Raw genomic sequence first — 26,785 nt, forward strand, 5'->3', positions numbered from 1 at the left:
CCCACGAGTAGCAACTGGGGGCCAGGCCTCCGCGAGGATCGCCCCCGTCCACGGTTTCGGTACGTCCCTGACAAGGCCCGGTGACCGAATCGTGTCCTGGGCGGCATTAGGGTGACTGCTCATGTGGCCAGGACAGCAGCCGCCCGGGGGCGAGCAGAACCCGCAGAACAATCCGTACCAGCAGCCGGGGTACCAGCAGCCGAATCCGTACCAGCAGCCCGGCTACCAGCAGCAGCCCGGCCCGTACGGGCAGCAGCAGTGGGGCGCTCCGCAGCCCCCGACGACTCCGCAGCCGTCCGTGGGCGGTGGCGGCGGCGGTGGCGGCAACCGGACCAAGGTGGTCGCGATCGTCGCGGCGCTCGCCGTGGTGGTGGCCGCCGGCGTCACCGGGTTCCTGGTGCTGGGCGGTGACAAGGACGACCAGGCGGATAAGGGCAAGGACGGCAAGCCGTCGGCGAGCGCCTCCGCGGACAAGTCCGAGACCCCCTCCACCGACCCGAGTGCTTCCGGTGGCGAGGACAACCCGCGCGGCGGCGACGGACTGAAGGCGACCGTCGACGGCTGGAAGGTCGTCGCCAACCCCCGCTTCGGCACCATGTTCGACGTGCCCGCGGACTGGGAGATCGACAGCACGGACACCAGCGTCGGCTTCGAGTGGGAGGAGAAGGGCAAGACCGAGCGCACCACCGTCACCGCCCCGGCCTACCTGAAGTCCGAGTGGTGCACCACCGACGAGAACAAGGACGGCCGCAAGGAGAGCACCTCCCTCGCCACCGCGGGCACCCGCGGGGAGAGCGGCGCCAAGGACGCCGCCCAGGCGGCCGAGACGCGGGTGCCGTGGTGGATCTACGGCGGGTTCACCGAGCCGGACAAGAAGAGCGTGAAGTACGGCAAGCCGAAGCCGTACACCACGACCTCCGGCATCGAGGGCAGCGTCATCACGGCGCACTCGGAGGGCGCGCCCAAGAAGGGCAAGTGCGACACCGAGGGCAAGGCGATCACCTTCGCGTTCAAGAACGGCGCGGGCGACTTCGTCACCTGGAACCTCTACGGCGCCAAGGGTGTCAAGGAGGAGATCCCGGAGGCGACGGTGCAGAAGATCCTGAGCACCGTGCGCCTCACGGAGGCCCCGCCGACCGACTCGTAGGCCACCGCACGACGCGCGGCCCGCCGGGCGGTGCCGGGGCTAGCCGATGCCGAACGCCCCGGCGGGAGGCTCGGGCGACGGCTCGGCGTCCTCGTCCCGCACCGGCCGCGCGTCGCCGATGAACGTCCGCAGGCCCGCCCCGTGCTCGACCCGGGCCGGGAAGGCGTCGGCGGCGGTGCGCCGGGCCAGGGCCGCCGTGTCGAGCGGCCGGTGCGCGGCGACGAGGACCGCGTTGCCGAAGCGGCGCCCGCGCAGCACACCCGGTTCGGCGATCAGCGCCAGCTCCTCGAAGAGCGTGGCGAAGCCGGCCAGTTGGGCCCGCAGGAAGCGGAACGGCGCCCCGTCGGCGAGGTTGGCCACGTACACGCCGTCGGCCCTCAGGACCCGTGCCGCCTCGCGGGCGTAGCCGACGGAGGTCAGGTGGGCCGGCACCCGGGAGCCTCCGAAGACGTCGGCGACCAGGACGTCGGCCGAGTCGGCGGGGGCGGCCTCCAGCCAGGCGCGGGCATCGGCACCGTGCGGGGTGACGCCGGCGCCGTCCGGGAGCGGCAGGTGCTCGGCGACCAGGTCCAGCAGGGCCCGGTCGGCCTCCACGACGTCCTGCCGCGAGCCCGGCCGGGTCCGTGACACGTACCGGGGAAGGGTCATCGCGCCCCCGCCGAGGTGCAGCACGTCCAGCGCCCGCGCCGGCTCGGCCACCGTGTCCAGGACGTGGCCGAGCCGGCGCGTGTACTCGAACTCCAGGTGCTCCGGCTCGTCCAGGTCGACGTACGACTGCGGGGCCCCGTCGACGGTGAGCAGCCAGGCCCGCCTCCGGTCGACGTCGGGCATGAGCTTCGCGGTGCCGTGGTCGGTGACGCGGCTGACGGGTACGGCTTCGTCGTTCACCCTCTGATTGTGCCCGGGGCCGGGCGCCCACCCCGGCCGGGGGCGGCCGGGGTGGGCGCCCGGCCGAGGCGGCGCCGCCGCGAGCCCGGCCACCACGCCGGACCCGTGACGCCCCGCGCCCCGGCCACCTCCACGCCACGGACCCCCGACGCCCCGCGCCCCGGGCCTCCTTCACGCCACGGCGGTCACGGTCCCCGCCGCCACGGTGCGCCCGCCCTCACGGACGGCGAACCCCAGACCGGCCTCCAACGGCACGTCCCGGCCCAGTTCCACCGTCATCGTGACGGTGTCCCCGGGCCGGGCGACGGCCACCTCACCGAGGTCCACGTCCCCGACCACGTCCGCGGTCCGGATGTAGAACTGGGGCCGGTACCCCGTGGTGACCGGCGTCGACCGCCCGCCCTCACGCGCCGACAGCACGTACACCCGCGCCGTGAAGCGCCGACCGGGCACCACACTGCCGGGGGCGGCGACCACGTGCCCGCGCCGCACCGTGTCGCGGGCCACGCCCCGCAGCAGCAGCGCCACGTTGTCGCCGGCCTGTGCCTCCTCCATCGGCTTGCCGAAGGTCTCCACGCCGGTGACGACCGTGTCGACGCGGGCGCCGAGAACCTCCACGCGGTCGCCGACGCGGACGGTGCCGCGCTCGACCGCGCCGGTCACGACCGTGCCGCGGCCGGTGATGGTGAGCACGTTCTCCACCGACAGCAGGAACGGCGCGTCCAGGTACCGCTCGGGCACAGGCACGTAGGTGTCCACGGCGTCGAGCAGCGCCTCGACGGACGCCGTCCACCGCGGGTCGCCCTCCAGCGCCCTCAGCCCCGAGACCCGGACGACGGGCACGGCGTCACCGCCGTACCCGTGCGCGGTGAGCAGGTCCCGCACCTCCAGCTCGACCAGGTCGGCCAGCTCCGCGTCCTCGCCGTCCTCGACGGCGTCCGCCTTGTTGAGCGCGACCACGATGTGGTCGACGCCCACCTGCCGGGCGAGCAGGACGTGTTCGGCCGTCTGCGGCATGACCCCGTCCCGCGCGGAGACGACCAGGATCGCCCCGTCCAGCTGGGCCGCGCCGGTGACCATGTTCTTGACGTAGTCGGCGTGACCCGGCATGTCCACGTGGGCGTAGTGGCGGGTGTCGGTCTCGTACTCGACGTGCGCGAGGTTGATGGTGATGCCGCGCGCCGACTCCTCCGGAGCCCGGTCGATCCGGTCGAACGAGACGTACCGGGTGGTGCCGTCGGCGCCGCGCTCGGCGAGGACCTTGGTGATGGCGGCGGTCAGGGTGGTCTTGCCGTGGTCGACATGGCCCATCGTGCCGATGTTCAGATGCGGTTTGGTGCGGACGTACGCCGTCTTGGACATGGCGCTACCTCGAAGCCTCGTGGCGGTGGTGGGACCCCGGTGACCGGCCGACCCTCCCCCTGCGGGGTCCGCCGGACGATCCGGGGAGGGTCAGCTTCGGGCGCCGTCGACCACGGCGGTGAAGGAGAGGACGGCAGCCTTCGGGGCATCCGCGACCGCGGATGCTGCGAGGTGGAAGGCGTACCGGAACATGACGCCGATCATCGCCGAGGTCCCGCCCCGCGTCGAACGGTTTTCGCGGCGCGGGAGTTGGTCGACCGCCCAGGTCCGCTACCGTCCGATGGTCCGCAGGGCTTCCCGTACGGACAGCGGTGCCAGGCGCCGCTCGTTCTCCGCCACGAACGTGCGGACGGCGTCCGGGTCCGTCTTGGCGTACTCGCGCAGGCACCAGCCGATGGCCTTGCGGACGAAGAAGTCCTCGTGGCCGCCGCGCCGCAGGCAGTATCCGAAGAGCCGGTCGGTGTCGGTGCGCTGCCTGTAGCGGAGTTGGTGGAGCAGGGCCGCCCGGACCAGCCAGGGGTCCGGGTCCCCGACCCAGGCGTCCATCTCGGCCGTGAGCCCGCGATCGGCCGCGACCAGGCCGCCGACCACGTGCGCGGAGAGCAGGTCGACGGTGTCCCACCAGGGCACCGTGGTGAGCAGATGCCGGACCACCGGCAGGAAACCGGAAGAGCAGTTCGTCACATGCCGGCGCAGCAGGTCCACGGCGAAGTACTGGTACTCCCGCTCGGGCAGCCGCCAGCAGCGCAGGGCGACCGCGGCGAGGTCCCGCTCGTCGGGGCGGGGCACCCCCGCGAGGACGGTACGGGACAGCGTGCGCCGATCAGGGGAGGTCAGGCCCAGGAAGGGAGCCACGTTCCGCATGTACGCCCGCTGGGTCGCGGCCCGCTCGGGATCGGCCGCGGCGGCGTACACGGTGGTGAGCCGCTCCACCACGGTGTCGGCGAGCGGACTGTGCGGAACGTCCGGAACTCCCTTGGCTGTGACGCTCATGAGACGCACCATACGGCGATCACACACATTTGTCGGTTAGTGTCACCGGATGCTCGATGCCACCACCCGCTCTGGGGGCACCGCCACGGTCTCTCCCCGGGCCACCGCAACGGAGCTCGCCGTCGCCACAGCCGGCGGGCCGGTCGCACCGACCGGCCTCGCCGCCCGTGTGACGAGAGTGCTGCTCTCCCCGTGGTCCCGGCTCTCCCTGCTCCTCGCCCTGCTGGCCTCGGCCGCGACGACGGTCCTGCTGTTCCGGCCACAGGAGTTGCTGACCGACGGCTGGCCACCACAGCTCGGCGGAGCCACGGCGGCGCTCGCCTACGCGGTGGCGTACGGGCTGTGCACCGTCGCCTTCGTGCCCCGGCCCCTGCTCAACCTGGCCGCCGGTGCCCTGTTCGGCTCGCAGCTGGGTCTCGCGTCGGCGCTGGCGGGGACGGTGCTCGGCGCCGGGATCGCCTTCTGCCTCGGCCGGGTGCTGGGCCAGGAGGCGCTGCGCCCGCTGTTGCGGGGCAAGTGGCTGAAGGCCGCGGACGGACAGCTCAGCCGGCACGGCTTCCGCTCGATGCTGGCGGCGCGGCTGTTCCCCGGGGTGCCTTTCGCGGCCGCCAACTACTGCGCGGCCGTCTCCCGGATGGGACTGCTGCCCTTCCTTCTGGCGACGGCCCTCGGCTCCATCCCCAACACCGCCGCCTACGTCGTCGCCGGGGCCCGCGCCTCGACACCCACGTCGCCGGCCTTCCTCATCGCGCTGGCCTGCATCGCCCTGCCGGGGCTGGCGGGCGCCGCGGTGGCCTGGCGCAAGCGGCACCGGCTGCGCGGCCACTGACGCGGACGCCGACCGGGGCACGCCCGTCGCCCCCGGACCCGGCGCCGGCGGTCGGTGCGCGCGGTCGCGCCGGCCGCGAAGCAACCGGTCCGACCGCGCGCGGGAGCCCCTCCACCCCTGTGGGCCGATCTTCACTTTGGGGCGCTACGCTGCCCCTCGGCACGCCAGACCCTGATCACCGCGCACGGCGGTGCGGTGTGTCCATCGACCGTTTCTCGATCGGCACTTGGACTCCGTAACCTCATGTCTTGGTTTGAATCCCTCATCCTCGGACTCGTCCAGGGGCTGACCGAGTTCCTCCCCGTGTCCTCCAGCGCGCACCTGCGGCTGACCGCGGCGTTCTCCGGCTGGCACGACCCGGGCGCGGCCTTCACGGCGATCACCCAGATCGGCACCGAGGCCGCCGTGCTCATCTACTTCCGCAAGGACATCGGGCGGATCCTCGCGGCGTGGACGCGGTCGCTCACCGACAAGTCGATGCGCCGCGACCCCGACGCCCGCATGGGCTGGCTCGTGATCGTCGGCTCGATCCCGATCGGTGTGCTCGGCCTGACCCTGAAGGACCAGATCGAGGGACCGTTCCGGGACCTGCGGATCACGGCGACCATGCTGATCGTCGTGGGCGTCATCATCGGTATCGCGGACCGGCGGGCGGCCCGGGACGAGAAGGGCGGCCGGCACCGCGCGCCCCAGCAGCGCAAGGAACTGGAGAACCTGACGGTCCGGGACGGCCTGATCTACGGCCTCTGCCAGGCGGCGGCCCTCATCCCCGGCGTCTCCCGCTCCGGCGCCACCATCAGCGGCGGGCTCTTCATGGGCTACCGGCGCGAGGCGGCGGCCCGGTACTCGTTCCTGCTCGCCATCCCGGCGGTGCTCGCCTCCGGCCTGTTCGAGCTGAAGGACGCGATGGAGAGCGACCACGTGTCCTGGGGGCCGACGCTGTTCGCGACGGTCATCGCCTTCGCCACGGGCTACGTGGTCATCGCCTGGTTCATGAAGTTCATCTCGACCAAGAGCTTCATGCCGTTCGTCTGGTACCGCATCGCCCTCGGCATCCTCATCATCATCCTGGTCACGGCGGGCGTCCTCAGCCCGCACGCCGCGGAGTCCGCCGGCTGACCGCGCCCGCTTCCGTAGCCGTCCGGTAGCGCACTGTCAGCGCTTGGCCCTACGCTGTTCCGCATGTCCCCCGATTCCTTGACTCCTGGTTCCGTGCGGTCCGCCGCGGAGCTGAACGACGAGATCCGCGCGCTGTGGCGGCGCGCGGGCGGGACCCTGTCGGCGCAGGAGCGCGTGGAGTACGAGTTGCTGGTGGTCGAGTGGGCGTCCGCGATCCGCGGCGAGGTCATCGAGGCGGCCTGACCGGCCCGGGCCTCCCCGCCGGTCGGCCGGCGGCACCCGGAGACCTGAGCCCCTCCTCCCCCGGGCCCGGCGTCAGCGTCCGCCGGCGACCCGCACCACCGTCCCCGTCGTGTACGACGCGTCCGCCGACATCAGCCAGGAGATCGCCGCGGCGATCTCCTCGGCCCGCCCCGCGCGGCCCAGCGGTACGGCCGCTCCCATCCGCCCGGCACGCTCCGGGTCGCCCATCGCGGCGTGCATCCCGGTGTCGACGACCCCCGGCGCGACGGCGTTGACGCGGACACCGTCCGGGCCCAGCTCCTTGGCCAGGCCCAGGGTCAGGGCGTCGACGCCCGCCTTCGTGGCCGCGTAGTGGACGTACTCGCCGGGGCTGCCGATGGTCGCCGCGCCCGAGGACACGTTCACGATCACCCCGCTCCCCCGCGCGGACATCAGCTGGGCCGCCCGCCGGGCGCACAGCAGCACGCCGAGCAGATTGACGTCGAGGACGCGGCGCAGGTTCGCGGTGTCGCTGTCCGCCAGGCGCCCGAGCGGACCGGTCACCGCCGCGTTGTTCACGAGCCCCGTCACCGGCCCGAGCCGGTCCTCGGCCACCTCGAAGAGCCGCTCGACGTCGGCCTCGACCGAGGTGTCCGCCCGCACGGCGACGCCCCGTCCGCCCGCCTCGCGCACCCCGGTCAGGACCGCCTCCGCGGCGGCCGAATCCCGCGCGTAGCCCACCACGAGGTCGTGCCCGTCCGCCGCGAGACGCAGACAGGTGGCCGCGCCGATCCCCCGGCTTCCGCCGGTGACCACCGTGACGGGACGCTCCGTACGCTCCATGAGTACCTCCCGCAGAGGATCGGATGACCTGTCCCGACCACGGACCGCCACCCTCTTTGATCGATCATCGATCATCCTAAGGGAGGCCCCGCTTCCCCGGAAGCGGTCACCCCATGTGATCAACTGCAATCCGCCCTCGTCGAGAGCGCACACTGAAAGGACCACGGGGTAGGGAGGCGCCTATGAAGACGCTCGACCACTGGACGGCCTCTCCGTGGCGGCGCTCGGGCACCGCCGTGCTCGCCGGCGCCCTGCCCGTACTGGCCTTTCCGGGGCCCGCGCTGTGGTGGTGGGCCTGGGTCGCCCTGGTGCCCTGGCTGCTGCTGGCCCGGACCGCGCCGGGCGGGAGGCGGGCCGCGTACGACGGCTGGTGCGGCGGCTTCGGGTTCATGCTGGCCATGCACCACTGGCTGCTGCCCAACCTGCACGTGTTCACCTTCGTCATCGCCGCGCTCCTGGGCGCACTCTGGGCACCGTGGGGCTGGCTCGTGCGCCGCATGCTGGGCGGGGCGCCCTCGCTCCGCCGGGCCGGGGCGGCGCTGGTGGTGCTGCCCTCGGGGTGGCTGGCGGTGGAGCTGGTCCGTTCCTGGGAGGGGCTAGGCGGCCCCTGGGGCGTGCTCGGCGCGAGTCAGTGGCAGGTGGCGCCGGCTCTGCGGCTCGCCTCGGTGGGCGGGGTGTGGCTGCTGAGCTTCCTGGTGGTGTCCGTCAACGTCGCGCTCGCCGTGCTCGTCGCCGTCCGCCGGGCCCGGACCCCCGCCCTCGCCGGCCTCCTCGCCACCGCCGCCGCCACCTCCGCGGCCTGGGTCTGGTCACCGCGTCCCGACACCGACGAGCGGGCCGCGATCGCCGTGGTGCAGCCCGGTGTCGTCGCCGGGGCGGACAGCGCCGACCGGCGCTTCGACCGCGAGGAGCAGCTCACCCGCGGCCTGACCGGGCGGGACCTCGACCTCGTCGTCTGGGGCGAGAGCAGCGTCGGCTTCGACCTGGACGACCGGCGCGACCTGGCGCGGCGGCTCGCCGCGCTGTCCCGGGAGACCGGTGCGGACATCCTGGTCAACGTGGACGCCCGCCGCTCCGACAAGCCGGGCATCTACAAGAGTTCGGTGCTCGTCGGTCCCGACGGCCCGACCGGCGACCGGTACGACAAGATGCGGCTGGTCCCGTTCGGGGAGTACGTCCCGGCCCGCTCTCTGCTCGGCTGGGCCACCTCCGTGGGCGAGGCGGCGGGCGAGGACCGCAGACGGGGCACCGAGCAGACCGTCATGAGCGTCGGGGGCGGGCTGCGGATCGGGCCGATGGTGTGCTTCGAGAGCGCGTTCCCGGACATGAGCCGCCGACTGGCCGCCGACGGGGCCGAGGTGCTGCTCGCCCAGTCGTCCACGTCCACGTTCCAGCAGACCTGGGCGCCCGAGCAGCACGCCTCGCTGGCCGCGCTGCGCGCCGCCGAGACCGGCCGGCCGATGGTGCACGCGACCCTGACCGGGGTCTCCGCCGTCTACGACGCGAACGGCACCCGGATCGGCTCGTGGCTCGGCACCGGCGCGAGCGCCTCGCGCGTCTACGAGGTGCCGCTCACGCACGGCAGCACGCCCTACGTCCGCTTCGGCGACTGGACCCAGCACGCGGCGCTGCTCATCCTGGCGGCCTGGGCCGCCGCCGAGGGCGTACGGGCGGTGCGGCTCAGGCGGAACGCTCCCGCACCGCCCGTACCACCCGCTCACACAGCTCATGGGTCTCCAGCGCGTCCCGGGCGCTGAGCACCTTGCCCGCCCGCACGGCGTCGAGGAAGGTGAGCACCGCCTGTTCGATCCCGCGCTGGCGGGCCACCGGGACCCAGTCGCCGCGCCGCCGCACGGTCGGCTGGCCCTTGTGGTCGATGACCTCGGCGAGGTTGACCACCTGGCGCTTGGTGTCCTGGCCGGAGACCTCCAGGATCTCCTCCGCCGATCCACTCAGCCGGTTCATGACGCCGAGCGCGGTGAAACCGTCCCCGGCGAGCTGGAGCACGACGTGGTGGAGCAGGCCGTTCTCGACGCGGGCGCGCACGGTCACGTCGTCGACCGGGCCGGGCACCAGGAAGCGCAGGGTGTCGACGACGTGGATGAAGTCGTCGAGGATCATCGTGCGCGGTTCCTCGGGCAGCCCCGTGCGGTTCTTCTGCATGAGGATCAGCTCGCGCGGGTGCTCGGCGCACTGGGCGTAGCCGGGGGCGTGGCGCCGGTTGAATCCGACGGCGAGGCTGGTGTCCCGTGCCTCGGCGAGGGCCACCAGGCGCTCGGAGTCGGAGAGTTCATAGGCGAGTGGCTTGTCGACGTAGGTGGGGACGCCGGCTTCCAGCAGCCGCGTCACGATCTCGGGGTGGACGGCCGTCGGCGCGTGCACGAAGGCCGCGTCGAGGCCCTCGGCGATCAGTGAACCGAGGTCGCCGTGGCGCCGGCCGTCCGGGAGGCGGAGGCTGTCGGCGACGCGGGCGAGTGTCGCGGGGGTGCGGGTCTGCACATGCAGCTCGACCCCGGGCAGAGCGCCGAGTACCGGCAGATAGGCCTTCTGCGCGATGTCACCGAGTCCGATGCAGCCGACCTTCACGGGATGTGCTCCTCTGACGCTAGCCGACCTGGGTGTGCTGGGAAGCATACGGGGGCCGCGGGGGACGCCCGGCGGCGCTACCGGGAGAAGACCCGCGGCAAGGGGACCGGTCCGGCACGGGCGGCGGCGAGGGCGGGACGGGGACGGCATCGAGGTGCGCGCCGACCCGCCGGAGGTTCTGGACCGCCTGCCCGGCGGCTGAAAACCCCTCGTGGAACGACGTAGCGTGCACGAGGATGCAGACATGACGACCAATCGCCTGGAACCCGCCTTCGACGCCGACGAACGCACCATGCTGGAGGGCTGGCTGGAGTACCACCGGCAGACCCTCGCCCTGAAGTGCGAAGGTCTCACCGACGCCCAGCTGAGGACGGCCGCCGTGGCTCCCTCGAACCTGTCCCTCATGGGGTTGGTGCGGCACGCGGCGGAGACGGAGCGGAGCTGGTACCGCCGGGTCCTCGCGGACGAGGACGCGGGCCCCCTCCACTACTCCGACGAGGACCCCGACGGTGAGTTCCACCTGACCGAGGACGACACCTGGCAGGAGGCGTACGCCGGCTGGCAGGCGGAGATCGAGGCCGCCCGGCGCAACGCGGCGGGCTTCCACCTCGACGACCTGTCCCGCGGGAAGCACCGGCGCACCGGCGCACGGCCCAGCCTGCGTTGGATCCACACCCACATGATCGAGGAGTACGCCCGTCACAACGGGCACGCCGACCTGATCCGCGAATGCCTCGACGGCACCACCGGGGAGTGACGTCAGCCCCGGCGGCCCCCGGGCCTCCGTACGGGGCCTGAGATCACCCGTGCGAGGCACACTCCGCTCGTCCGGCACCGCGGCCGGGGCCCCAACCGCCAGAGTGGCGCGGGTGCATCGAACGACGACCACCGCAACGCTCCTGGTGACCATGGCCGTCTCGGCCCTGGCCGGCTGTACGACGGTCCACGGTCCGGCCCCGGCCGGCCCTTCGGCGGACGGCGCCCGCTCGTCCGGGCCACGCCCGGACGGCCCGGCCGGGCCGCGCGTCGTGCAGGCCCCGGCCCGGGAGGCGTTGGGGATGACCGAACCCTCCCGGGCCCCCGACCGCGCGTCCGGGGCACCGCGTCGCGCGACGTCCCCGGCCGCCCCGCCGCGGCGGCAGCCGCCGGCCGCCGGCGCCGGACAACAGCCGCGGCCCGCCCGCCCAGCGGCACCGAAGCGGGCGCGCCCGCCGGAACGGCCCCGCGCCGGCGTCCCCTCCGTCCCCCGGTCGCCCGCGGTGGACACCGGCGGGAACACGGACGTGTGCTCGCTCGGCAGGAAGTACGGCGGGTGGCGGCCCGGCAGCCCGGAGGCGGTCATCTGCGAGCAGACGTACGGACGCTGAGCCCAACCACAGCCAGAACGACCGGTACGACCGGTACGACCGGTCGGGCGGGGTCGGTCCGGTCCGGCCGGGTCAGGGGCGCTGCCGCGGAGGTCCCCATCCTCCGTCGGGACGCTCGGGTCCGTCCGTGGCGGGGCCGGACGCGGCCAGCCGTGACTCCAGCCGGTCGATGGCCGCGCGCACTCCCTCCCCGTAGCGGTCGGGGGCGAGGGACTGCGCGGCGCCGCGGGCGCGCCTCAGGTGCAGGTGGGCGGCCTCACGGTGGCCGAGCCGGTCGTAGTCGGCGGCCAGGTTCAGGTGCAGCGACGGGTAGAGGGCACGCGCGGCGAGCGCGCCCTCTCTCCGGTCGGCGGTCCGGTCCCGGGTGAGTTCCTCGGCGGCCGACAGCGCCCGCAGGTCCCAGGCCAGTTCGTCCCCCGGGTCGTCCTGCGTGTCGGCCAGGTAGTGGGCCAGGGTGCAGCGGTGGAGCGGGTCGCCGTGCTCGCCGATCTCGGCCCACAGACCGAGGAAGCGGAGCCGGGCCTCCTCGCGGTCGCCCGCGTGGTGCAGCATGACGACCTGCCCGATCCGCGTCAGCACGGCGTCCGGCGCCGTCTGCTCCTGTCCCTTGGCCACCGCGTCCTCCGTGCCCGTCGTCGGCTGTCCCCGACGACGCTAACCGCACCTGCCGGAAATGCCGGTCAGGCGGCCCGTGACGCGCGCGGGCGGCCCGGTGTCCGAGCGGCCCGACCGGTCCGAGCGGCGGGTCAGCCCAGGTTCGGGATGGTCCAGTCGATCGGCTCGTGGCCCTGCTTTGCCACCGCCTCGTTGATCTGCGTGAACGGACGGGACCCGAAGAACTTCTTCGCCGACAGCGGCGAGGGGTGCGCGCCCTTGACGACCACGTGCCGCGTCTCGTCGATGAGCGGCAGCTTCTTCTGCGCGTAGTTGCCCCACAGCACGAACACCGCCGGGTCGGTCCGGTCGGCCACCGCGCTGATCACCGCGTCGGTGAACAGCTCCCAGCCGCGGGCCTTGTGCGAGTTCGCCTCGCCGGCCCGCACCGTGAGCACCGCGTTGAGCAGCAGGACGCCCTGCTCGGCCCAGGGCATGAGATAGCCGTTGTCCGGGATCGGGGTGTCCAGCTCGGCGTGCATCTCCTTGTAGATGTTCCGCAGGGAGGGCGGCACCTTGACGCCCGGCCGGACCGAGAAGCACAGGCCGTGACCCTGCCCCTCGCCGTGGTACGGGTCCTGTCCGAGGACCAGCACCTTGACCCGGTCGTACGGCGTGGCCTCCAGGGCGGCGAAGACCTCCTCGCGCGGGGGGTAGACGGGGCCGTTCGCCCGCTCCTCCTCGACGAACTCCACCAGCTCCTTGAAGTAGGGCTGCTGCAGCTCGCCCCCCAGCACCTCGCGCCAGGACTCGGGCAGCATGGCGATGTCGGTCACGTCAACTTCCTTACGCTGTGCGGTCGCTTCCGGTCCTCAGAAAATCTACCGGCGACCACTGACATCGGGAGCCGCTGCCGGCGTCTACCAGCTGGTCTTCCGGTACAGCTGCCACATCATCATGATCGTCGAGGGGTCCATGGCCCCTTCCGCGCCCGAGATGTCCGCACTTGCCGCCACGTACTGCTTGCCCTGCCACAGCGGCAGCAGCCGGGCGTCGTCCACCAGGATCTGCTGCGCCCGCTCGAAGTCCTTCTCCACGTTGGCGCGGTCGCTCTCCCGGCGCGAGCGCGGCAGCAGCTCACCGGTGATCTCCGGTGCGAGGTAGGGCGTGCCCAGCGCGTTCTGCTCGCCGACGAAGGGCGCGATGAAGTTCTCCGCGTCCGGGAAGTCGGGGGACCAGCCGCGGCCGAAGACCGGGTACTCCCCCTTCTGGTAGCCGGCTACGTACGTCTTCCACGGCCGGTTCTCGAGCGTGACCTCGAACAGCTCGGAGGCCTCCAGCTGACGCTTGATCTCGCCGAACTCCTGCGCCGTCTCCGAGCCGTAGCGGTCGGTGGTGTACCAGAGGGTGAGCGGGACGCGCCGGGTGATGCCGGCCTCGGCGAGGATCTTGCGGGCCTTGGGGACGCTGGGGTCGCCGTAGTCGTCGAAGAAGCCCGTGGTGTGACCGGTGAGGCCCTTGGGGACCATCGAGTACAGCGGGTCGACGGTGTCCCGGTAGATCTTGTGGGCGATGGCCGCGCGGTCGATCACCTGGGCGATGGCCTGGCGCACTTCCTTCCGGCCGGCCCAGGGGTCCTCGGGGTTGAAGACGAGGTAGCGGATCTCCGTCCCGCTCCCCTCCACCAGCTGGAGGTTCTCGTCCTTGCTGGCCTTGCCCTGCAGGGAGATGACGTCGTCGGCCGCGAGCCCCCGGTAGGTGACCTGGATGTCCCCGTCGCGCAGCGCCTTGACCATGCCGGCGGAGTCCTTGAAGTAGCGCACGGTCACCGCGTCGTTGTGGCGTTCGGCGAAGCCCTCGTAGCGGTCGTTGCGGACGAGTTCGGCACGCTCGCCGTCCGTGTACGACCGCAGCTCGTAGGGGCCGGAGCCGACGACCTTGCCGTCCTCGCGCAGCGCGTCGGCCGGGTAGCCGCCGGGTTCGACGATCGACATGGCGGGGGTGGCGAGCACGAACGGGAAGGTCGCGTCCGGCTTTCCGAGGTGGAAGACCACCTCGCGCTCGCTCGGCGCCTGGACCCGTTCGAGGGTGCCCAACAGGCCCGCGGGACCGCCGTTGACGTTGATCTTCTTGATCCGGTCGATCGAGTGCTTGACCGCCCGGGCGTCCAGTCGGTCCCCGTTGGAGAAGGTCAGGCCCTCGCGCAGCTCGCAGCGGTAGACCTGGCTGGAGGTGTCGGTGAAGGCGCACTTCTCCGCGGCGTCGGGCTGGGGCTCGGTCGCACCGCCCGGGTAGCTGAGCAGCGTCTGGTAGACGTTGCGGAACAGCTCCCAGGAGCCGTCCCAGGAGGCGGCCGGATCCAGGGTGCTGGGAGCGCTGGTCGTGCCGACCACGATGGGCCCCTCGTCGTCCGAGCTGTCGGACGACAGGATGCCGCATCCGGTGACCAGCGACGATATGGACACGATGGCCGCGACCCGCCGCAGGCCTCGCTTCCGGTTGAACACGCGCACGCTCCTCGATCCGCCGTACCAAGGTCGGCAGACCATACCGCAGCACCTCGCCCCCTGAACCCCCTTCTGAACAGGGGTTTTGATCATTTGGCGATGACTACGTTGTCATGGCCCCGGTGATCTCGAAACGCGGACACGGGCGCCGTCCGTGGAGACGGCGCCCGTGCTCGTCGGTGTCCCTGCGGCTCGGTGAGCGTCGGTATCAGGCCACGCCGGCGTTCAGGAAGATGCCCCCGTCGACCACCAGCGTCTGCCCGGTGACCCAGTCGGACTGGGCCGAGGTGAGGAACGCGGCGGCGCCGCCGATGTCGGAGGGGACGCCGAGCCGGCCCAGCGGGTAGCCCGCGGCGGCCTCCTCCTCGCGACCCTCGTACAGGGCGGCGGCGAACTTGGTCTTCACGACGGCCGGGGCGATCGCGTTGACCCGCACCTTGGGCGCGAACTCGTGCGCGAGCTGCGCGGTGAGGTTGATCAGCGCGGCCTTGCTGACGCCGTAGGCGGCGATGAAGGGCGAGGGCGACAGGCCCGCCACCGAGGCGATGTTGACGATCGCGCCGCCGTTGTCCTTCTGCCAGGCGTGCCACGTGCGCTGGGCGAAGCCGAGGGCAGAGATCACGTTGGTCTCGTAGACCTTGCGCGCGACGTTCAGGTCGAGGTCGGCGATCGGCCCGAACACCGGGTTGGTGCCGGCGTTGTTGACCAGGAAGTCGACGCGGCCGAAGGCCTCCATCGTGCGCTCGACGGCGACGGCCTGGTGGGCCTCGTCGTGCGCCTTGCCCGCGACGCCGATGACCCGGTCGGAGCCGAGCTTGTCGACGGCCTCCTTGAGGGCTTCCTCGTTGCGTCCGGTGATGCAGACGCGGTCGCCGCGCGCGACGAGCGCCTCGGCGACGCCGTAGCCGATGCCGCGGCTGGCGCCGGTGACGAGCGCGACCTTGCCGGAGAGTCCGGGGAGTTCAGTCATGTCAGTGGTCCCTAGGTTCCCTAGTCTCCGCGATCCCTAGTCGAGCGGTCCGCCGGCCACGTACAGCACCTGGCCGGAGACGAAGCCGGCGGCCTCGCCGGTGAAGAAGGCGATGGCGTTGGCGATGTCCTCGGGCTCGCCGACGCGCGCCACCGGGATCTGCGTGGCGGCGGCGGCCTTGAAGTCGTCGAAGCCCATGCCGACGCGGTCGGCGGTCGCCTTGGTCATCTCGGTGGCGATGAAGCCGGGGGCGACGGAGTTGGCGGTGACGCCGAACTTGCCGAGCTCCTTGGCGAGGGTCTTGGTGAAGCCCTGCAGACCGGCCTTGGCGGCGGAGTAGTTGACCTGGCCCCGGTTGCCGAGCGCCGAGGACGAGGACAGGTTGACGATGCGGCCGAAGCCGGCGTCCACCATGTGCTTCTGGCAGGCCTTGGACATCAGGAAGGCGCCGCGCAGGTGCACGTTCATGACGGTGTCCCAGTCGGAGACGCTCATCTTGAACAGCAGGTTGTCGCGCAGTACGCCCGCGTTGTTGACGAGGATCGTCGGCGCGCCAAGTTCCTCGGCGATCCGCGCGACGGCCGCCTCGACCTGCGCCTCGTCGGAGACGTCGCAGCCGACCGCGATCGCCTTGCCGCCGGCCGCGGTGATCTTCTCCACGGTGGCCTTGCAGGCCGCCTCGTCGAGGTCGAGGACGGCGACGGCGCGGCCCTCCGCGGCCAGTCGTACGGCGGTGGCGGCACCGATGCCGCGCGCGGCTCCGGTGACGACGGCGACCCGGTGCTCAGTGGTGGACATTGCTGCTTCTCCTCGTCCTGGGGATGCGGCCCATGCGGAGCTCCGCGGGCCGCCCGGTGGTGAGCGACCGCTTAGTACCTTCCGCAGACGTGACGCTAGAAGCCCTGGCACCCGGTGTCAACGGGACACCGGACCGGTGTGATCCATTACCCGGGGTCCCGGGTGGGTCGCCGTGCCCGGCCCACCCGTTCGGCCCACCGCTGCGGGCCCCCGCGCCACCGGCGCCCTAGCGTCGGAGCTCGAGCCACTCGTGGCCGGAAAGGAGGCGTCCATGCGCCGTCGTACCGGTGCCGCAGGCATAGCCGTCGCGATCGCCGCGATCGTGCCGCTGGCCGATCCCGCACACGCCCAGGAGCCGAGCTCCTGGAATCCCGCCCAGCTGAGGGCGCACCCGCCCGTCGTCGCCCTTGTCCCCGGTGACGACCCGTTCGCCCCCGACCCGTTCGCCCCCGACGCCCTGTCCCCGGGCTCGCTCTCCCCGGACGGTCTCGCTCCGGACGGCCTCGCTCCGGACGGCCTCTCGGGAGATCCGCTCGCCGAGGGCGGCCTCGACGGGTTCGGGACCGACGAAGGCCCCCTCGACCAGAGCGGGCTCGACGAGTTCCGCCCGGGTCAGGGCGGCGTCGACGGAACGGGCTCCGGCCAGGGCGCGGGCCAGGGCGGAACCGATGGGGGCCGACCCGACGAGGGCCCGCTCGGCCAGGGGCCCACCGACCAGGGTCACGCCGACCAGGGCGGGAACGGGGCCGCCTGGCAGGCCGGCGGCTCCGTCGGCGGGGCGCCCCCGCGGCGGGACTCGCTCCCGACGATCTCCGCGACCTCCAAGCCGCGTCCCGCTCCCACCACCCCGGCCCCGGTGGCCACCCCGACGCGGACCCCCGTCGTACCCGCTCCCACGACCTCACCGACCGTGGCACCGACGCTCGGCACCCGGGGCGGGCTGGGCGGCTCGTCGGGCACCGGGCCCAGCGACTGGGACCTCGGCATCGGCCTGGGCTGTGTGGCGAGCGCCGCGCTCGCCACCGCCTTCGTGGTCAGGCGCCGCCGACGGGTGTGACCCCGGGTCCGCGGGACCCCACGCCGGCCTAGCGCACCAGCAGGTCGAGGAGCCGTTCCGTCTCGGCCGCCGGGTCGGCCGTGAGGCCGGTGTGGACGGGGCCCGGTTGCACGATCGTGGAGCGGGGAGCGATCAGCCAGCGGAAACGGCGGCCGGGATCGTCACCGGCCGCCTGGCCCGCCGCGTCCCCGCCGGTGCACAGGCTCTCGACGGCACGCAGCGCCGCCCGCACGCCGGGCAGGTCCACGTGCGGGTCGAGGGCCAGCAGCCGGGCCTCGTCGAGGTGGGTGCGGGCCCCGACGTAGGAACGGGCCCGGCAGTACACGAGCACCCCGGCGTTGACGCACTCCCCGCGCTCGATCCGGGGGACGACGCGCAGCAGCGCGTACTCGAAGACGTGACGGTCGCTCATCGGTGCCCCTCCACCTGTACGCGCTCGTGGACGGTGGCGGCCCGGTCGAGCAGGGGGCGTGCGTAGGCGCGCCGCAGTGCGTCGGGCGTGGCGAAGCCGGGCTCGTCCGACAGCCAGACGTCCGGGATCTCCGCGGTCACGTCGGCGAGGAGTTCCTCGGTGACCAGCGGGGCCAGCTCGGCCGCGGCCGCGCGTACGTCCGGGGCGAAGCGCGCGAGGGCGTGGTCCGAGGCGTCGTAGGGCCGGGCGGCGGAGGTCTCGGCGCCGGGCCAGTGGTGGTGCCAGATCATGGTGGCGCCGTGGTCGACGAGCCACACCTCGCCCCGCCACCTCAGCAGGTTGGGGTTGCGCCAGGACCGGTCGACGTTGTTCACCAGCGCGTCGAACCACACGATCCGCCCGGCCTCTTCCGGGCTCACCTCGAAGGCGAGCGGGTCGAAGCCGAGGGCGCCGGACAGGAAGCCCATCCCGAGGTTGGTGCCACCGCTCGACTTGAGCAGGTCCTGCACCTGCTGGTCGGGTTCGCCGAGCCCCAGCACCGGGTCGAGACCGACCGTCACCAGGCGGGGCACCCGGAAGCCCAGCCGCCGGGCGAGTTCCCCGCAGACCACCTCGGCGACGAGCGTCTTGCGGCCCTGTCCCGCGCCGGTGAACTTCAGGACGTAGGTCCCGAGGTCGTCGGCCTCGACCAGGCCCGGCAGCGAACCGCCCTCACGCAACGGCGTGATGTAGCGGGTCGCGATGACTTCCTTGAGCATCGCCCCAGGCTACCGGCGGGGTGGGACGGCACGGGCCTCGGGCGGGGCCCGGTCGACAGCTGATCGACAGCTGTGGTTTACGCCCGTCCGACCGCCGGGACGACAGCATCTCGGCACGGTCTGAACAGCATGTGCACCGGGCCCGTACCTCTCGGCAGATCATCACGCATCCACCCCGGAAGGGACCCAGCATGACCAGCGCATCGTTCCACCCCGCAGCCGGACCGGCTCGTCGTACCGTCGTGGCCGCGGCCGGAGCGGCGGGGCTCGCCGTCGCGCTGACCGCCTGCGGCGGGTCCGACGACGACGCGTCGAGCGACACCGGCGCCGCGCCGTCGGCTCCCTCCGCCGAGGCGGCGGACGGCGGCGGTTCGGGCGGCGACGACGCCGGTGCCGGCGCGGCGCTCGCGGCGACCGCGGACATCCCCGAAGGCGGCGGCAAGGTCTTCGCCGATCAGAAAGTGGTGGTCACCCAGCCCGCGGCGGGCGAGTTCAAGGCCTTCTCCGCCACCTGCACCCACCAGGGCTGCGCCGTGAAGAGCGTGTCCGAGGGCGTCATCAACTGCCCCTGCCACAACAGCAACTTCTCCATCACCGACGGCAGCGTGCAGAGCGGTCCGGCGCGCGAGCCGCTGCCGGCCGTGCAGATCACGGTCAGCGGGGACTCGATCCGGCTGGCCGGGTGACCGTCCCCCAGCGCCGGGGCCGGAAGATCATGATGACCCCGGGCGAGCTGGACGCGTTCCTCACCGTCCAGCGCACCTGCCGGGTCGCCACGGTCTCGGCCGACGGCGCCCCGCACGTGAGCACGCTCTGGTTCGCCTGGGACGGCTCCGCGATGTGGTGGTACTCGGTCGTGCGCAGTCGGCGCTGGACGGATCTGCGACGCGACCCCCGGGTGGCCGTCGTGATCGACACCGGGGAGGCGTACGACGAGTTGCGCGGCGCGGAGCTGTCCGGCCGGGTGGAGTTCGTCGGTGAGGTGCCCCGCGGGGGCGAGCTGTGCGCCGAACTCGACGTCCCGGAGACGCTTTTCGCCCGCAAGAACTTCGGGCTGGACGAGATGCCGCACGACGGCCGTCACGCCTGGCTGCGGCTGACGCCCGAGAAGGTCGTCTCCTGGGACTTCCGCAAGCTCGCCGCGCGGTAGGCGGTAGGCCCGGCGCGCGAGCCGCACGCCGACCGTCAGCGGAGCCCTCCCGCCGTCGCCCGCAACGCCTCCACCGCCGCCCGGATCGACGGGCGGCGGTCGGCGTCCGCGCGCCAGACGACGTACACGTGCCGGCGCACCCGTTGCCGCAGCGGCGCGGTGACCACCCCGGCCGGCACCGGATGGCGTCCGAGCAGCGGGGCGATGCACACACCGAGTCCCGCGGCGACCAGCCCGAGCTGGGTGTGGGTCTCGGCCGCGCGGTGACCGACGACCGGCTCGATGCCCTTCGAGCGCAGGGTGAACATCAGCCACTCGTGGCAGAATTCGCCCTCTCCCCAGGTGATCCACTCGTCGTCCGCGAACTCGGCGAGGTCCACCTCGTCCCGGCCCGCCAGCCGATGCCCGGCCGGCATGGCCACGTCGGCGGGATCGTCCAGGAGCTGCGCCTTGACCAGCCCGTCGGGCAGCGGCATCGGCTTGTTGTACCAGTCGAGTACGACGGCCAGGTCGAGGTCCCCGCGCACCACGCCCGCGATGCCGCGCTCGGGCTCCAGCTCGCAGGAGCGGATGCGCAGGGCGGGGTGCTCGGCGCGCAGGGCGGACAGCGCCGCCGGGAAGAGGCCGCGGGCGGCCGTGGGAAACGCCGAGAGCCTCAGTTCGCCCGCCACCTGGCCGCGCTGCGCCTCCAGGTCGGCCTGGGCCAGCTCGACCTGGGAGAGGATGCGGGCCGCGTGCTCGGCGAGCAGCCGCCCGGCGTCCGTGAGCCGCACGCCCCGGCCGTTCTTGGCGAGCAGGCGCTGCCCGGCCTCGCGCTCCAGTTTGGCCATCTGCTGGGAGACGGCGGAGGTGGTGATGTGCAGGCCCGCGGCGGCACCGCTGACCGAGCCGTGCCGCGCCAGGGCGTCGAGGGTGCGCAGGCGCTCCAGGTTCAACATGTAAGCAATACTACGAGGTACTCCGCGCGAAATCTCGATTGTGCTACGAAGACGGGGTGCGCCATCGTGGTCCGCATGAGTACCCCGGTCACGCCCTCCCCCGCAGTCCGCCGCGCCGTCGACTGGCGGCTGCGCTTCGGCCTGCTCTCCCTGGTCTGGGGCTTCAGCTTCCTCTTCATCAAGGTGGGGACCGAGGCCTTCGCCCCGTTCCAGGTCACGCTGGGGCGGTTGGTGTTCGGCACGGCGGTGGTCGTCGCGGCGATGGCCGTGAAGCGGGAGCGGCTGCCGCGCGGGGCGTTGACCTGGGCGCATCTGGCGGTCGCGGGGTTCCTGCTCAACGCGCTGCCGTTCTCCTTGTTCGCCTTCGCGGAGCTGACGATCCCCTCCTCGCTCGCCGGCATCTGCAACGCGACCTCGCCGCTGTGGGGCATGGCCCTGTCGCTGGTCGCCCTCTCCGAGGACCGTCCGACCCGGCGGCGGGTGGCCGGCCTCGGGATCGGTTTCCTCGGCGTCCTGACGGTGCTGGGTGTCTGGCAGGGCTTCCAGGGCCTGGACGTCACGGGCACGGCCCTGGCACTGCTGGCCTCGCTCAGCTATCCGGTCGGCTGGATCTACGTCCGTCGCACGCTGGCCGGCTCCAGCCACTCCCACCTCTCCCTGGCCGGCGCCCAGCTGTCGTTGGCCACGGTGCAACTGGCCGCCGTGACACCGCTGTTCACGTCGGTGCCGAGCAGCTTCCCGGTGCTTCCGCTGCTGTCGGTCGCGGCGCTGGGCATCCTCGGGACGGGGCTCGCCTTCCTGATCCAGTACGACCTGGTCGCCGAGGTCGGACCGACGACGGCCCAGATGGTCACGTACTTCACCCCGGTCATCGCCACCGCCGCGGGCGTCACCCTCCTCGGCGAGTCCCTGTCCTGGTCGACGCCGCTCGGCGCGGTGATCGTCCTCGCGGGCGCGGCCCTCACCCAGTCGCGGCCCAGGACCTCCACGGAGGGCCCGGCGCGCCGGGCCCTCCGCAGGCCGGAGCGCGAGAAGACCCCGACGTAGGCGGGCGGCGGCTTCCGGCGGCCCGCACGACCAGCCGCGCTACGAACGCCCTCGATCCAGCCGCCCCGCACGACCGGCCACGCCCCGCGAGACCCGCGCCGGTCCCCGTCCCCGTCCCGGCCCGGCTCGCCGGCGAGCGCAGCTCACACGTGGCTCCGGAGCCGCCCCGTCCGCGCCCTCACCGCCTCCGCGACCACGTCCGCCAGCGGCCCGATGTCGCCGTCGGTCAGCGTCGAGACGGTGATCCGGACCCCCGGCGGTGCGGTCAGCCGGAAGCGGGCGCCGGGCGCCACCGCCCAGCCGGCGTGCAGCAGCCGGGCGACGGCCCCGGTCTCGTCCGGCACGGGAACCCACACGTTCATGCCACTGCGCCCGTACGCGGCGACCCCGCGTTCCGCGAGCGCGGCGAGCAGGGCTTCCCGGCGCCGCCCGTACGCCGCCGCCACCGCGCGCGGGTCCACCGAGCCGTCCGCCCACAACCGGGCCACGGCCCGCTGGGTGATGCGGCTGACCCAGCCGGGGCCCAGCCGCTGCCGCCCGCGCACCCGGTCGAGGGTGACGGCGTCCCCCGTCAGCACGGCGAGCCGCAGGTCGGGGCCGTAGGCCTTGGCGGCCGAGCGGACGAAGGCCCAGTGGTGGGTCGTACCGGCGAGGGCGTGCAGGGGCAGGTCGACGATGCGGTGACCGTGGTCGTCCTCGATCAGCAGCGTCCGGGGGTACTCGCTCAGCACGGCCCTGAGCGCACGCGCCCGCGCGGCGCTCACCGCGGCACCCGTCGGGTTCTGCGCCCGGTCGGTGACGACCAGGGCCCGGGCGCCGGCCGCGAGGACCCGGCGTACGTCGTCGGGCAGCGGCCCCTCGTCGTCGACGCCGACGGCGACCGCGCGCAGGCCGAGCGCGGGGACGAGGTCGAGGAGGCTGCCCCAGCCGGGATCCTCGACGGCGACCGCGTCACCCGCCCTGAGGTGGGTCGCGAGCACGCGCTCCATGGCGTCCAGCGAGCCGGAGGTGACGGCCACGGGCCCGTCCGGCACCCCGTCCGCGTCCAGTTCGGCCCGGGCGATGCGCAGCAGTTCGGGCTCCACGGCCGCATCCCCGTACAGCACCGGCTCCCGGTCACCCTGCTCGGCCGCGGCGGCGAACGCCGGGCCCAGGGCCGGCAGCAGGGCCGGGTCGGGATTGCCGTCGGACACGTCGCGCGCACCCTCCGGCACCTCCACCCGGATGAACTCGCGCCCGGTGGTGGCGGGGGTCGCGCGCACCCTGCTGCCCCGCCGCCCGGACGTCTCGATGACCCCGCGTTCGCGCAGGGTGCGGTAGGCGGCGGCGACCGTGTTCGGGTTCACCCCCAACTGCTGCGCCAACTCCCGCATCGGCGGCAGCGGTTGCCCCGGCTCCAACTCACCGGCGCCCACCGCGCGCTCGATGCTCGCCGAAATCTCCGCTGCGCCCCGGCCCGTGACCCGATACTCTCCTAGCACAAAGCAGATTATGCACTAGTACAATGGAGAGCGCCATGCAGGGGACCACACGGACGCCGTCGCAGCCCGGCACCACCTACCCGCCCACCGACCGCACCGTCCCCACCCGCTCCGCCGACCGGGCGTCCTACGACAAGGAACTGGCGCACTCGATACTCGACGAGGGCTACGTGTGCCATCTCGGCTTCGTCCGCGACGGCGCCCCGGTGGTCCTCCCGACGCTCTACGCCCGGGTGGGCGAGCGCCTCTACGTGCACGGCTCGACGGGCTCCCGGCCGCTGCGGATGACGGGCGCGGCCGACCCGGGCCTGTCCGTGTGCCTGACGGTGACGCACGTGGACGCGCTGGTGCTGGCCCGCTCGGCCTTCCATCACTCGATCAACTACCGGTCGGTCGTCGTGCACGGAACCGCGTACGACGTGACGGACCCCCAGGAGAAGCGCACGGCGCTGGACGCGCTGGTCGACCACGTCGTCCCCGGCCGCTCCGCCGACTCCCGGCCGGCCGACAAGAAGGAGCTGGCCGCCACCGCCGTGATCCGCCTGGACCTGGACGAGGTCTCCGCCAAGCTGCGCACCGGCGGTGTGAACGACGAAGCCGAGGACCTCGCCCTCCCCCACTGGGCCGGTCTGCTCCCGCTCCGCAAGGGCTACGACGCCCCGGTCGCCGATCCGGGCCTGGCTCGCGGCACCGTGCTGCCCGGCTACCTGTCGGCCCTGTGACGCCGGTCCGCTCCCGGTACACGCCGGGATAGGCCGCCGGGGTGGCGGCGGTGACCGTCCGGACGCCGCACCGGCCCGTCACCGGGCCGTCACCGGGCCGGGGGCCTCTCCACGAGAGGCCCCGCAACCACCCCATCGACCTCCCGGTCACACCGGCGCCGGCCGCGTCCGCGTCTCCCTCGCCTCCCTCGCCTCCGCCACCGCGAGCCCGGCGACCGAGACGAGCATCAACAGCGTGCCCGCCAGCGTCGCCGCGGTGAGATGCTCGCCCAGCACGAGGACGGCGAGCCCTGCCGCGCTGACCGGCTCGAGGAGCATGATCACGGAGACGGTCGCGGACCGGACGACGGCGGCTCCGGCGAAGTAGAGCCCGTAGGCGAGAGCGGTCGGAACGGCCGCGACGTACACCAGGAGCCACAGGAGCCGGGCCGGTTCGGCGGTGTGCGGCACCAGCCCCTCGGCCAGGGCGAGCGGCAGCAGGCAGGCACTGGTGACGGCGAACGCCCCGACGGACGTGCTCCCGGCGTCCGTCCCGCCGTCGCGGCCCCACCAGCGGGTGAGCAGGGTCATCAGCGAGTACCCGGCCGCGGACAGCAGGGCGAGGAGCACCCCCGACAGGCGCACGCTCGCGGCGCCGCCGCCGAGGACGAGCACCCCGAGCCCGGCGAGCGCCCCGAGCACGGCGGTGGTTCCGCCCCACCCCAGGCGCTCCCCGAGGGCGAGGCGTGCGCCGAGCGCGATCAGCACCGGGCCGGCGCCCAGGGTCACGACCGTGGCCACGGCGAGGCCGGTGGACTGCACCGCGGCGAAGTAGGCGGTCTGGAACACCGCGAGGCCCAGGCCGGTGACGAGGGCTCGCGGCGCCCTGCGGGCGAGGGGTTCGCGGACCGCTCGGACCCCGCCACGCGGACGGCGGGAGGTCAGCGGACGGACCGCGAGCAGCAGCACCAGTCCGATGGCGCAGCGCCAGAACGACAGGGCGACGGGCCCCATGTCGCTGGCCCGGTAGACCAGCGAGGCGGCGGCCCCGGCGGTGCCCCAGGCGACACCGGCGACGATCAGATACAGCAGGCCACGCCCGACGGGCAGGCCGGTGAAGGCATTCGACACGAGTTCTCTCCGCAGACGCGCACGAGGCGCGGGAGTTCGAAGCGGCCCCGGAAGGACCGGGGGCGCGGGGACTGCGTCTGCGGGCAGCGTCCTGCGGCCCGGCGACAGCGCGCCGGGCTGGTCGAGGGGGCCCGCCTCAGGCGGCCGGAGGCGGGAGGACGAGTGCGTCGGAATGCATGATCAGCACCCTAGGCCGCGGTTCCCCGGCCGGACAACTCCCTTTCGGGGCCGCCCCCGGCCAGTGGCTCGGGGGAGCCCTTCGCGGGCGTCGACGACTGGGCGATGAAGGCACCCACGAGGACCACGGCACCGCCGACGATCTGCGGGGCGGAGAGGTGCTCGCCGAGCAGGACCCAGGCCAGGACGGTCGCGACGACCGCTTCGAGGCACGCCACCACGCCGGCGACCTGGGGCGAGAGACGGCGGACGGCGACGACGCCGGTGACGTAGGCGAGGACCGTGGCGATGAACACGATCCAGGCCAGCAGCAGCGCGGCGGCGACGGGGGTGCCGTTCATGGGCGCGGTGTCCGCGAGCAGGGACCAGTCCATGCTCCAGGGGCGGGCGACGACGGTGAGCACCGCGGCCCCGACGAGCAGGCCGTAGGCGATGACACCGAGCGGGTCGGGGGCCTCCTCACCGGCGTCGCTGCCCTGGTCGGACAGGACGAAGTAGCCGACCTGGCAGCAGGCGGCGCCGAGCGCGAGGAGCAGTCCGAGGGCGTCGAAGCGGAGCCCCGACCAGACCTCCACCACGCAGGCGAGGCCACCGACCGCGAGGACCACGCCGAGCGCCGCGGCCCGTGTCACCGGCCGCCGCTGCACGAACCGCACCCAGCCGAGCACCAGGGCGGGCGCCAGGTACTCGACGAGCAGTGCGACGCCCACGGGGATACGGGAGATGGCGGCGAAGTAGCAGGCCTGGACACCGGCCACGGCGAGCAGCCCGAATCCGGCGAGCAGGCCGGGACGGCTGCGCAGCAGCGCACGGTGGCGCACGGCGAGCGGCAGCATCACCAGGGCGGCGCCGGCCACCCGCAGCCAGACCACGTGGAGCGGGTCGAGTCCCGCCTCGATCAGCGGCTTGGCCGCGACCCCGGACCCTCCGAAGGCGACCGCGGAGGCGAGGGCGAGAGCGAGCCCGGTGCCTCTTGAGCGGCTGCCGTGAGCGCTGTCTGTCGTATGCACCGGCACATGATGACAGGGGACGACATGACCGTCACCCTTGATGACACCTGTCTCACCGACTGGACGTCCAGGACGCCGACGACCCGCCGGTCAGCGCCCCGGGGCCCGAGGGTCAGGGCGTCGGCTCGCGGTGCTCCTCCGCGCGGGCCAGTACCGCACGCGGCTCCACGGCGGCGCGGCCCAGCACCTCCACGGCCCGCGTCCGCGGGTCCGCGACGAGGGCGGCGAGCAGGTCGACACCGACGGCCCGGTCGGCTCCGCGGCGGGCGGCGCGGGCGCAGGCGTCCTCCAGGACCGCGGAGGCCAGCGGCGAGAATCCGGCCGCGCCGGTCGCCCGGAGAAGGGCCCCGGAGTCCTCGACGCTGCCCTGCCAGCGCAGGCCGTAGCCGATGCTGCGCTGCACGAGGTAGCCGAGCAGGCGCGCGACCTGCGGCCCCTCGCCGAGGAGGGCACGTGCCTGCGGGTCGTACTCCAGGAGGGAGTGCAGCAGGTGCGCCGTGTCGATGTGCCGGTCGCCGTCCCGCACCGCCCTGCGGCGGGCGCCGGAGATCACCGATGCCAGTTCCGCGCTGAACCGGGCATCGACGTCGGCGCCGTCCGGGCCTCGGCCGCCTTGCTCGCCGGCCGACTGCCGGGGGATACGGGATTGCACTCCCTCAGCTCACCAGTCCCGCCCGATCGGGTCATCCCCGAGGGGA

General features: G+C 73.5%; 28 protein-coding genes. 11 read left to right on the forward strand and 17 right to left on the reverse strand.

Features of this window, described 5'->3' with window-relative positions:
- The first annotated feature begins 121 nt into the window (after positions 1-121).
- A complete protein-coding gene (locus tag ACZ6EG_RS33020; RefSeq protein WP_469610177.1) occupies positions 122-1,147 on the forward strand; it encodes a DUF8017 domain-containing protein in 1,026 nt (341 codons plus the stop codon).
- Between the two features lie 39 nt (positions 1,148-1,186).
- Here the strand turns inward: ACZ6EG_RS33020 and ACZ6EG_RS33025 are convergent, their stop codons facing one another.
- The 3 genes from ACZ6EG_RS33025 to ACZ6EG_RS33035 form a co-directional block, all read right to left on the reverse strand.
- Positions 1,187-1,978, reverse strand: a complete 792-nt coding sequence (locus ACZ6EG_RS33025) for a spermidine synthase (protein ID WP_469610240.1) — start codon at positions 1,976-1,978, stop codon at positions 1,187-1,189.
- A gap of 228 nt (positions 1,979-2,206) precedes the next feature.
- Positions 2,207-3,397: an elongation factor Tu gene (gene tuf / locus ACZ6EG_RS33030; protein WP_361010085.1), complete on the reverse strand. Its 1,191-nt coding sequence runs from the start codon at positions 3,395-3,397 to the stop codon at positions 2,207-2,209.
- Between the two features lie 270 nt (positions 3,398-3,667).
- A complete protein-coding gene (locus ACZ6EG_RS33035; RefSeq protein ID WP_391969445.1) occupies positions 3,668-4,390 on the reverse strand; it encodes a DNA alkylation repair protein in 723 nt (240 codons plus the stop codon).
- Positions 4,391-4,439: 49 nt separating this feature from the next.
- On the opposite strand from ACZ6EG_RS33035, the gene ACZ6EG_RS33040 reads away from it, so the two are divergent.
- From ACZ6EG_RS33040 to ACZ6EG_RS33050, 3 genes are all read left to right on the forward strand, one after another.
- Positions 4,440-5,219, forward strand: coding sequence for a TVP38/TMEM64 family protein (locus ACZ6EG_RS33040; protein ID WP_356606320.1), 780 nt, complete (start codon positions 4,440-4,442; stop codon positions 5,217-5,219).
- Positions 5,220-5,462: 243 nt separating this feature from the next.
- A complete protein-coding gene (locus ACZ6EG_RS33045; RefSeq protein WP_391969446.1) occupies positions 5,463-6,338 on the forward strand; it encodes an undecaprenyl-diphosphate phosphatase in 876 nt (291 codons plus the stop codon).
- 63 nt (positions 6,339-6,401) lie between these two features.
- A complete protein-coding gene (locus ACZ6EG_RS33050; RefSeq protein WP_391969447.1) occupies positions 6,402-6,581 on the forward strand; it encodes a hypothetical protein in 180 nt (59 codons plus the stop codon).
- Between the two features lie 72 nt (positions 6,582-6,653).
- Here the strand turns inward: ACZ6EG_RS33050 and ACZ6EG_RS33055 are convergent, their stop codons facing one another.
- Positions 6,654-7,403, reverse strand: a complete 750-nt coding sequence (locus tag ACZ6EG_RS33055; RefSeq protein ID WP_391969448.1) for an SDR family NAD(P)-dependent oxidoreductase — start codon at positions 7,401-7,403, stop codon at positions 6,654-6,656.
- 182 nt (positions 7,404-7,585) lie between these two features.
- Here ACZ6EG_RS33055 and lnt point away from each other — a divergent pair, with 182 nt between their 5' ends.
- Positions 7,586-9,160, forward strand: a complete 1,575-nt coding sequence (gene lnt / locus ACZ6EG_RS33060) for an apolipoprotein N-acyltransferase (RefSeq protein ID WP_391969449.1) — start codon at positions 7,586-7,588, stop codon at positions 9,158-9,160.
- Here lnt and ACZ6EG_RS33065 read toward each other — a convergent pair.
- Positions 9,084-9,989, reverse strand: coding sequence for a Gfo/Idh/MocA family protein (locus ACZ6EG_RS33065; protein ID WP_391969450.1), 906 nt, complete (start codon positions 9,987-9,989; stop codon positions 9,084-9,086). The two genes, lnt and ACZ6EG_RS33065, sit on opposite strands and share 77 nt — an antisense overlap.
- A 244-nt stretch (positions 9,990-10,233) precedes the next feature.
- Here ACZ6EG_RS33065 and ACZ6EG_RS33070 point away from each other — a divergent pair, with 244 nt between their 5' ends.
- Positions 10,234-10,746 (forward strand): DinB family protein, encoded by a 513-nt coding sequence (locus ACZ6EG_RS33070; RefSeq protein ID WP_391969451.1) that lies wholly within the window; start codon positions 10,234-10,236, stop codon positions 10,744-10,746.
- 682 nt (positions 10,747-11,428) lie between these two features.
- Here ACZ6EG_RS33070 and ACZ6EG_RS33075 read toward each other — a convergent pair.
- From ACZ6EG_RS33075 to fabG, 5 genes are all read right to left on the reverse strand, one after another.
- Positions 11,429-11,971, reverse strand: coding sequence for a hypothetical protein (locus tag ACZ6EG_RS33075; RefSeq protein WP_391969452.1), 543 nt, complete (start codon positions 11,969-11,971; stop codon positions 11,429-11,431).
- Positions 11,972-12,102: 131 nt separating this feature from the next.
- On the reverse strand, positions 12,103-12,786 hold the full coding sequence (ung, locus tag ACZ6EG_RS33080) for a uracil-DNA glycosylase (protein WP_366767574.1): 684 nt from the start codon (positions 12,784-12,786) through the stop codon (positions 12,103-12,105).
- Between the two features lie 84 nt (positions 12,787-12,870).
- On the reverse strand, positions 12,871-14,457 hold the full coding sequence (locus tag ACZ6EG_RS33085) for an ABC transporter substrate-binding protein (protein ID WP_469610187.1): 1,587 nt from the start codon (positions 14,455-14,457) through the stop codon (positions 12,871-12,873).
- A gap of 208 nt (positions 14,458-14,665) precedes the next feature.
- Positions 14,666-15,427, reverse strand: coding sequence for an SDR family oxidoreductase (locus ACZ6EG_RS33090; RefSeq protein ID WP_053127785.1), 762 nt, complete (start codon positions 15,425-15,427; stop codon positions 14,666-14,668).
- A 36-nt stretch (positions 15,428-15,463) separates the two neighbouring features.
- Positions 15,464-16,225 (reverse strand): 3-oxoacyl-ACP reductase FabG, encoded by a 762-nt coding sequence (fabG, locus tag ACZ6EG_RS33095; protein ID WP_391969454.1) that lies wholly within the window; start codon positions 16,223-16,225, stop codon positions 15,464-15,466.
- 271 nt (positions 16,226-16,496) lie between these two features.
- Between fabG and ACZ6EG_RS33100 the strand changes: the two genes are divergently transcribed.
- Entirely contained in the window at positions 16,497-17,282 is a 786-nt protein-coding gene (locus tag ACZ6EG_RS33100) for a hypothetical protein (protein ID WP_391969455.1), read from the forward strand.
- A gap of 28 nt (positions 17,283-17,310) precedes the next feature.
- On the opposite strand, the gene ACZ6EG_RS33105 is transcribed toward ACZ6EG_RS33100, so the two are convergent.
- Complete coding sequence (locus ACZ6EG_RS33105) at positions 17,311-17,694, reverse strand: DUF3037 domain-containing protein (RefSeq protein WP_383637393.1); 384 nt, start codon at positions 17,692-17,694, stop codon at positions 17,311-17,313.
- Positions 17,691-18,452, reverse strand: a complete 762-nt coding sequence (locus ACZ6EG_RS33110) for a HipA family kinase (protein ID WP_391969456.1) — start codon at positions 18,450-18,452, stop codon at positions 17,691-17,693. Before ACZ6EG_RS33110 ends, ACZ6EG_RS33105 begins: the two co-directional genes overlap by 4 nt.
- A 191-nt stretch (positions 18,453-18,643) precedes the next feature.
- Between ACZ6EG_RS33110 and ACZ6EG_RS33115 the strand changes: the two genes are divergently transcribed.
- Together ACZ6EG_RS33115 and ACZ6EG_RS33120 are read left to right on the forward strand one after the other, a co-directional pair.
- The gene (locus tag ACZ6EG_RS33115) at positions 18,644-19,138 is read left to right on the forward strand and encodes a Rieske (2Fe-2S) protein (protein WP_469610194.1); all 495 of its coding nucleotides are present in this window, start codon (positions 18,644-18,646) and stop codon (positions 19,136-19,138) included.
- A complete protein-coding gene (locus ACZ6EG_RS33120) occupies positions 19,135-19,602 on the forward strand; it encodes a pyridoxamine 5'-phosphate oxidase family protein (protein WP_391969458.1) in 468 nt (155 codons plus the stop codon). Before ACZ6EG_RS33115 ends, ACZ6EG_RS33120 begins: the two co-directional genes overlap by 4 nt.
- A gap of 35 nt (positions 19,603-19,637) precedes the next feature.
- Here ACZ6EG_RS33120 and ACZ6EG_RS33125 read toward each other — a convergent pair whose 3' ends face one another.
- Entirely contained in the window at positions 19,638-20,540 is a 903-nt protein-coding gene (locus ACZ6EG_RS33125) for a LysR family transcriptional regulator (protein WP_391969459.1), read from the reverse strand.
- Between the two features lie 75 nt (positions 20,541-20,615).
- Between ACZ6EG_RS33125 and ACZ6EG_RS33130 the strand changes: the two genes are divergently transcribed.
- Positions 20,616-21,587: a DMT family transporter gene (locus ACZ6EG_RS33130; protein WP_391969460.1), complete on the forward strand. Its 972-nt coding sequence runs from the start codon at positions 20,616-20,618 to the stop codon at positions 21,585-21,587.
- 143 nt (positions 21,588-21,730) lie between these two features.
- On the opposite strand, the gene ACZ6EG_RS33135 is transcribed toward ACZ6EG_RS33130, so the two are convergent.
- Positions 21,731-23,068, reverse strand: coding sequence for an aminotransferase class I/II-fold pyridoxal phosphate-dependent enzyme (locus ACZ6EG_RS33135; RefSeq protein WP_469610199.1), 1,338 nt, complete (start codon positions 23,066-23,068; stop codon positions 21,731-21,733).
- A gap of 35 nt (positions 23,069-23,103) precedes the next feature.
- Here ACZ6EG_RS33135 and ACZ6EG_RS33140 point away from each other — a divergent pair, with 35 nt between their 5' ends.
- Positions 23,104-23,790 (forward strand): pyridoxamine 5'-phosphate oxidase family protein, encoded by a 687-nt coding sequence (locus tag ACZ6EG_RS33140; RefSeq protein WP_469610202.1) that lies wholly within the window; start codon positions 23,104-23,106, stop codon positions 23,788-23,790.
- A gap of 147 nt (positions 23,791-23,937) precedes the next feature.
- Here the strand turns inward: ACZ6EG_RS33140 and ACZ6EG_RS33145 are convergent, their stop codons facing one another.
- The 3 genes from ACZ6EG_RS33145 to ACZ6EG_RS33155 form a co-directional block, all read right to left on the reverse strand.
- A complete protein-coding gene (locus ACZ6EG_RS33145) occupies positions 23,938-24,900 on the reverse strand; it encodes a DMT family transporter (RefSeq protein ID WP_391969463.1) in 963 nt (320 codons plus the stop codon).
- A gap of 188 nt (positions 24,901-25,088) precedes the next feature.
- On the reverse strand, positions 25,089-26,093 hold the full coding sequence (locus ACZ6EG_RS33150) for an EamA family transporter (protein WP_391969464.1): 1,005 nt from the start codon (positions 26,091-26,093) through the stop codon (positions 25,089-25,091).
- A gap of 106 nt (positions 26,094-26,199) precedes the next feature.
- Positions 26,200-26,739 carry a Clp protease N-terminal domain-containing protein gene (locus tag ACZ6EG_RS33155; protein WP_391969465.1) on the reverse strand — a complete coding sequence of 180 codons (540 nt, stop codon included), beginning with the start codon at positions 26,737-26,739 and terminating at the stop codon, positions 26,200-26,202.
- Between the last annotated feature and the right edge of the window lie 46 nt (positions 26,740-26,785).

It is taken from the genome of Streptomyces sp. NPDC041968 (assembly GCF_055589025.1).

Coding starts and splice junctions, on each gene's coding strand:
- ACZ6EG_RS33020 (WP_469610177.1), top strand. CDS start 122: ATGTGGCCAGGACAGCAGCCGCCCGGGGGCGAGCAGAACCCGCAGAAC.
- ACZ6EG_RS33025 (WP_469610240.1), bottom strand. CDS start 1,978: ATGCCCGACGTCGACCGGAGGCGGGCCTGGCTGCTCACCGTCGACGGG.
- tuf (WP_361010085.1), bottom strand. CDS start 3,397: ATGTCCAAGACGGCGTACGTCCGCACCAAACCGCATCTGAACATCGGC.
- ACZ6EG_RS33035 (WP_391969445.1), bottom strand. CDS start 4,390: ATGAGCGTCACAGCCAAGGGAGTTCCGGACGTTCCGCACAGTCCGCTC.
- ACZ6EG_RS33040 (WP_356606320.1), top strand. CDS start 4,440: ATGCTCGATGCCACCACCCGCTCTGGGGGCACCGCCACGGTCTCTCCC.
- ACZ6EG_RS33045 (WP_391969446.1), top strand. CDS start 5,463: ATGTCTTGGTTTGAATCCCTCATCCTCGGACTCGTCCAGGGGCTGACC.
- ACZ6EG_RS33050 (WP_391969447.1), top strand. CDS start 6,402: ATGTCCCCCGATTCCTTGACTCCTGGTTCCGTGCGGTCCGCCGCGGAG.
- ACZ6EG_RS33055 (WP_391969448.1), bottom strand. CDS start 7,403: ATGGAGCGTACGGAGCGTCCCGTCACGGTGGTCACCGGCGGAAGCCGG.
- lnt (WP_391969449.1), top strand. CDS start 7,586: ATGAAGACGCTCGACCACTGGACGGCCTCTCCGTGGCGGCGCTCGGGC.
- ACZ6EG_RS33070 (WP_391969451.1), top strand. CDS start 10,234: ATGACGACCAATCGCCTGGAACCCGCCTTCGACGCCGACGAACGCACC.
- ACZ6EG_RS33090 (WP_053127785.1), bottom strand. CDS start 15,427: ATGACTGAACTCCCCGGACTCTCCGGCAAGGTCGCGCTCGTCACCGGC.
- fabG (WP_391969454.1), bottom strand. CDS start 16,225: ATGTCCACCACTGAGCACCGGGTCGCCGTCGTCACCGGAGCCGCGCGC.
- ACZ6EG_RS33100 (WP_391969455.1), top strand. CDS start 16,497: ATGCGCCGTCGTACCGGTGCCGCAGGCATAGCCGTCGCGATCGCCGCG.
- ACZ6EG_RS33105 (WP_383637393.1), bottom strand. CDS start 17,694: ATGAGCGACCGTCACGTCTTCGAGTACGCGCTGCTGCGCGTCGTCCCC.
- ACZ6EG_RS33110 (WP_391969456.1), bottom strand. CDS start 18,452: ATGCTCAAGGAAGTCATCGCGACCCGCTACATCACGCCGTTGCGTGAG.
- ACZ6EG_RS33115 (WP_469610194.1), top strand. CDS start 18,644: ATGACCAGCGCATCGTTCCACCCCGCAGCCGGACCGGCTCGTCGTACC.
- ACZ6EG_RS33125 (WP_391969459.1), bottom strand. CDS start 20,540: ATGTTGAACCTGGAGCGCCTGCGCACCCTCGACGCCCTGGCGCGGCAC.
- ACZ6EG_RS33130 (WP_391969460.1), top strand. CDS start 20,616: ATGAGTACCCCGGTCACGCCCTCCCCCGCAGTCCGCCGCGCCGTCGAC.
- ACZ6EG_RS33140 (WP_469610202.1), top strand. CDS start 23,104: ATGCAGGGGACCACACGGACGCCGTCGCAGCCCGGCACCACCTACCCG.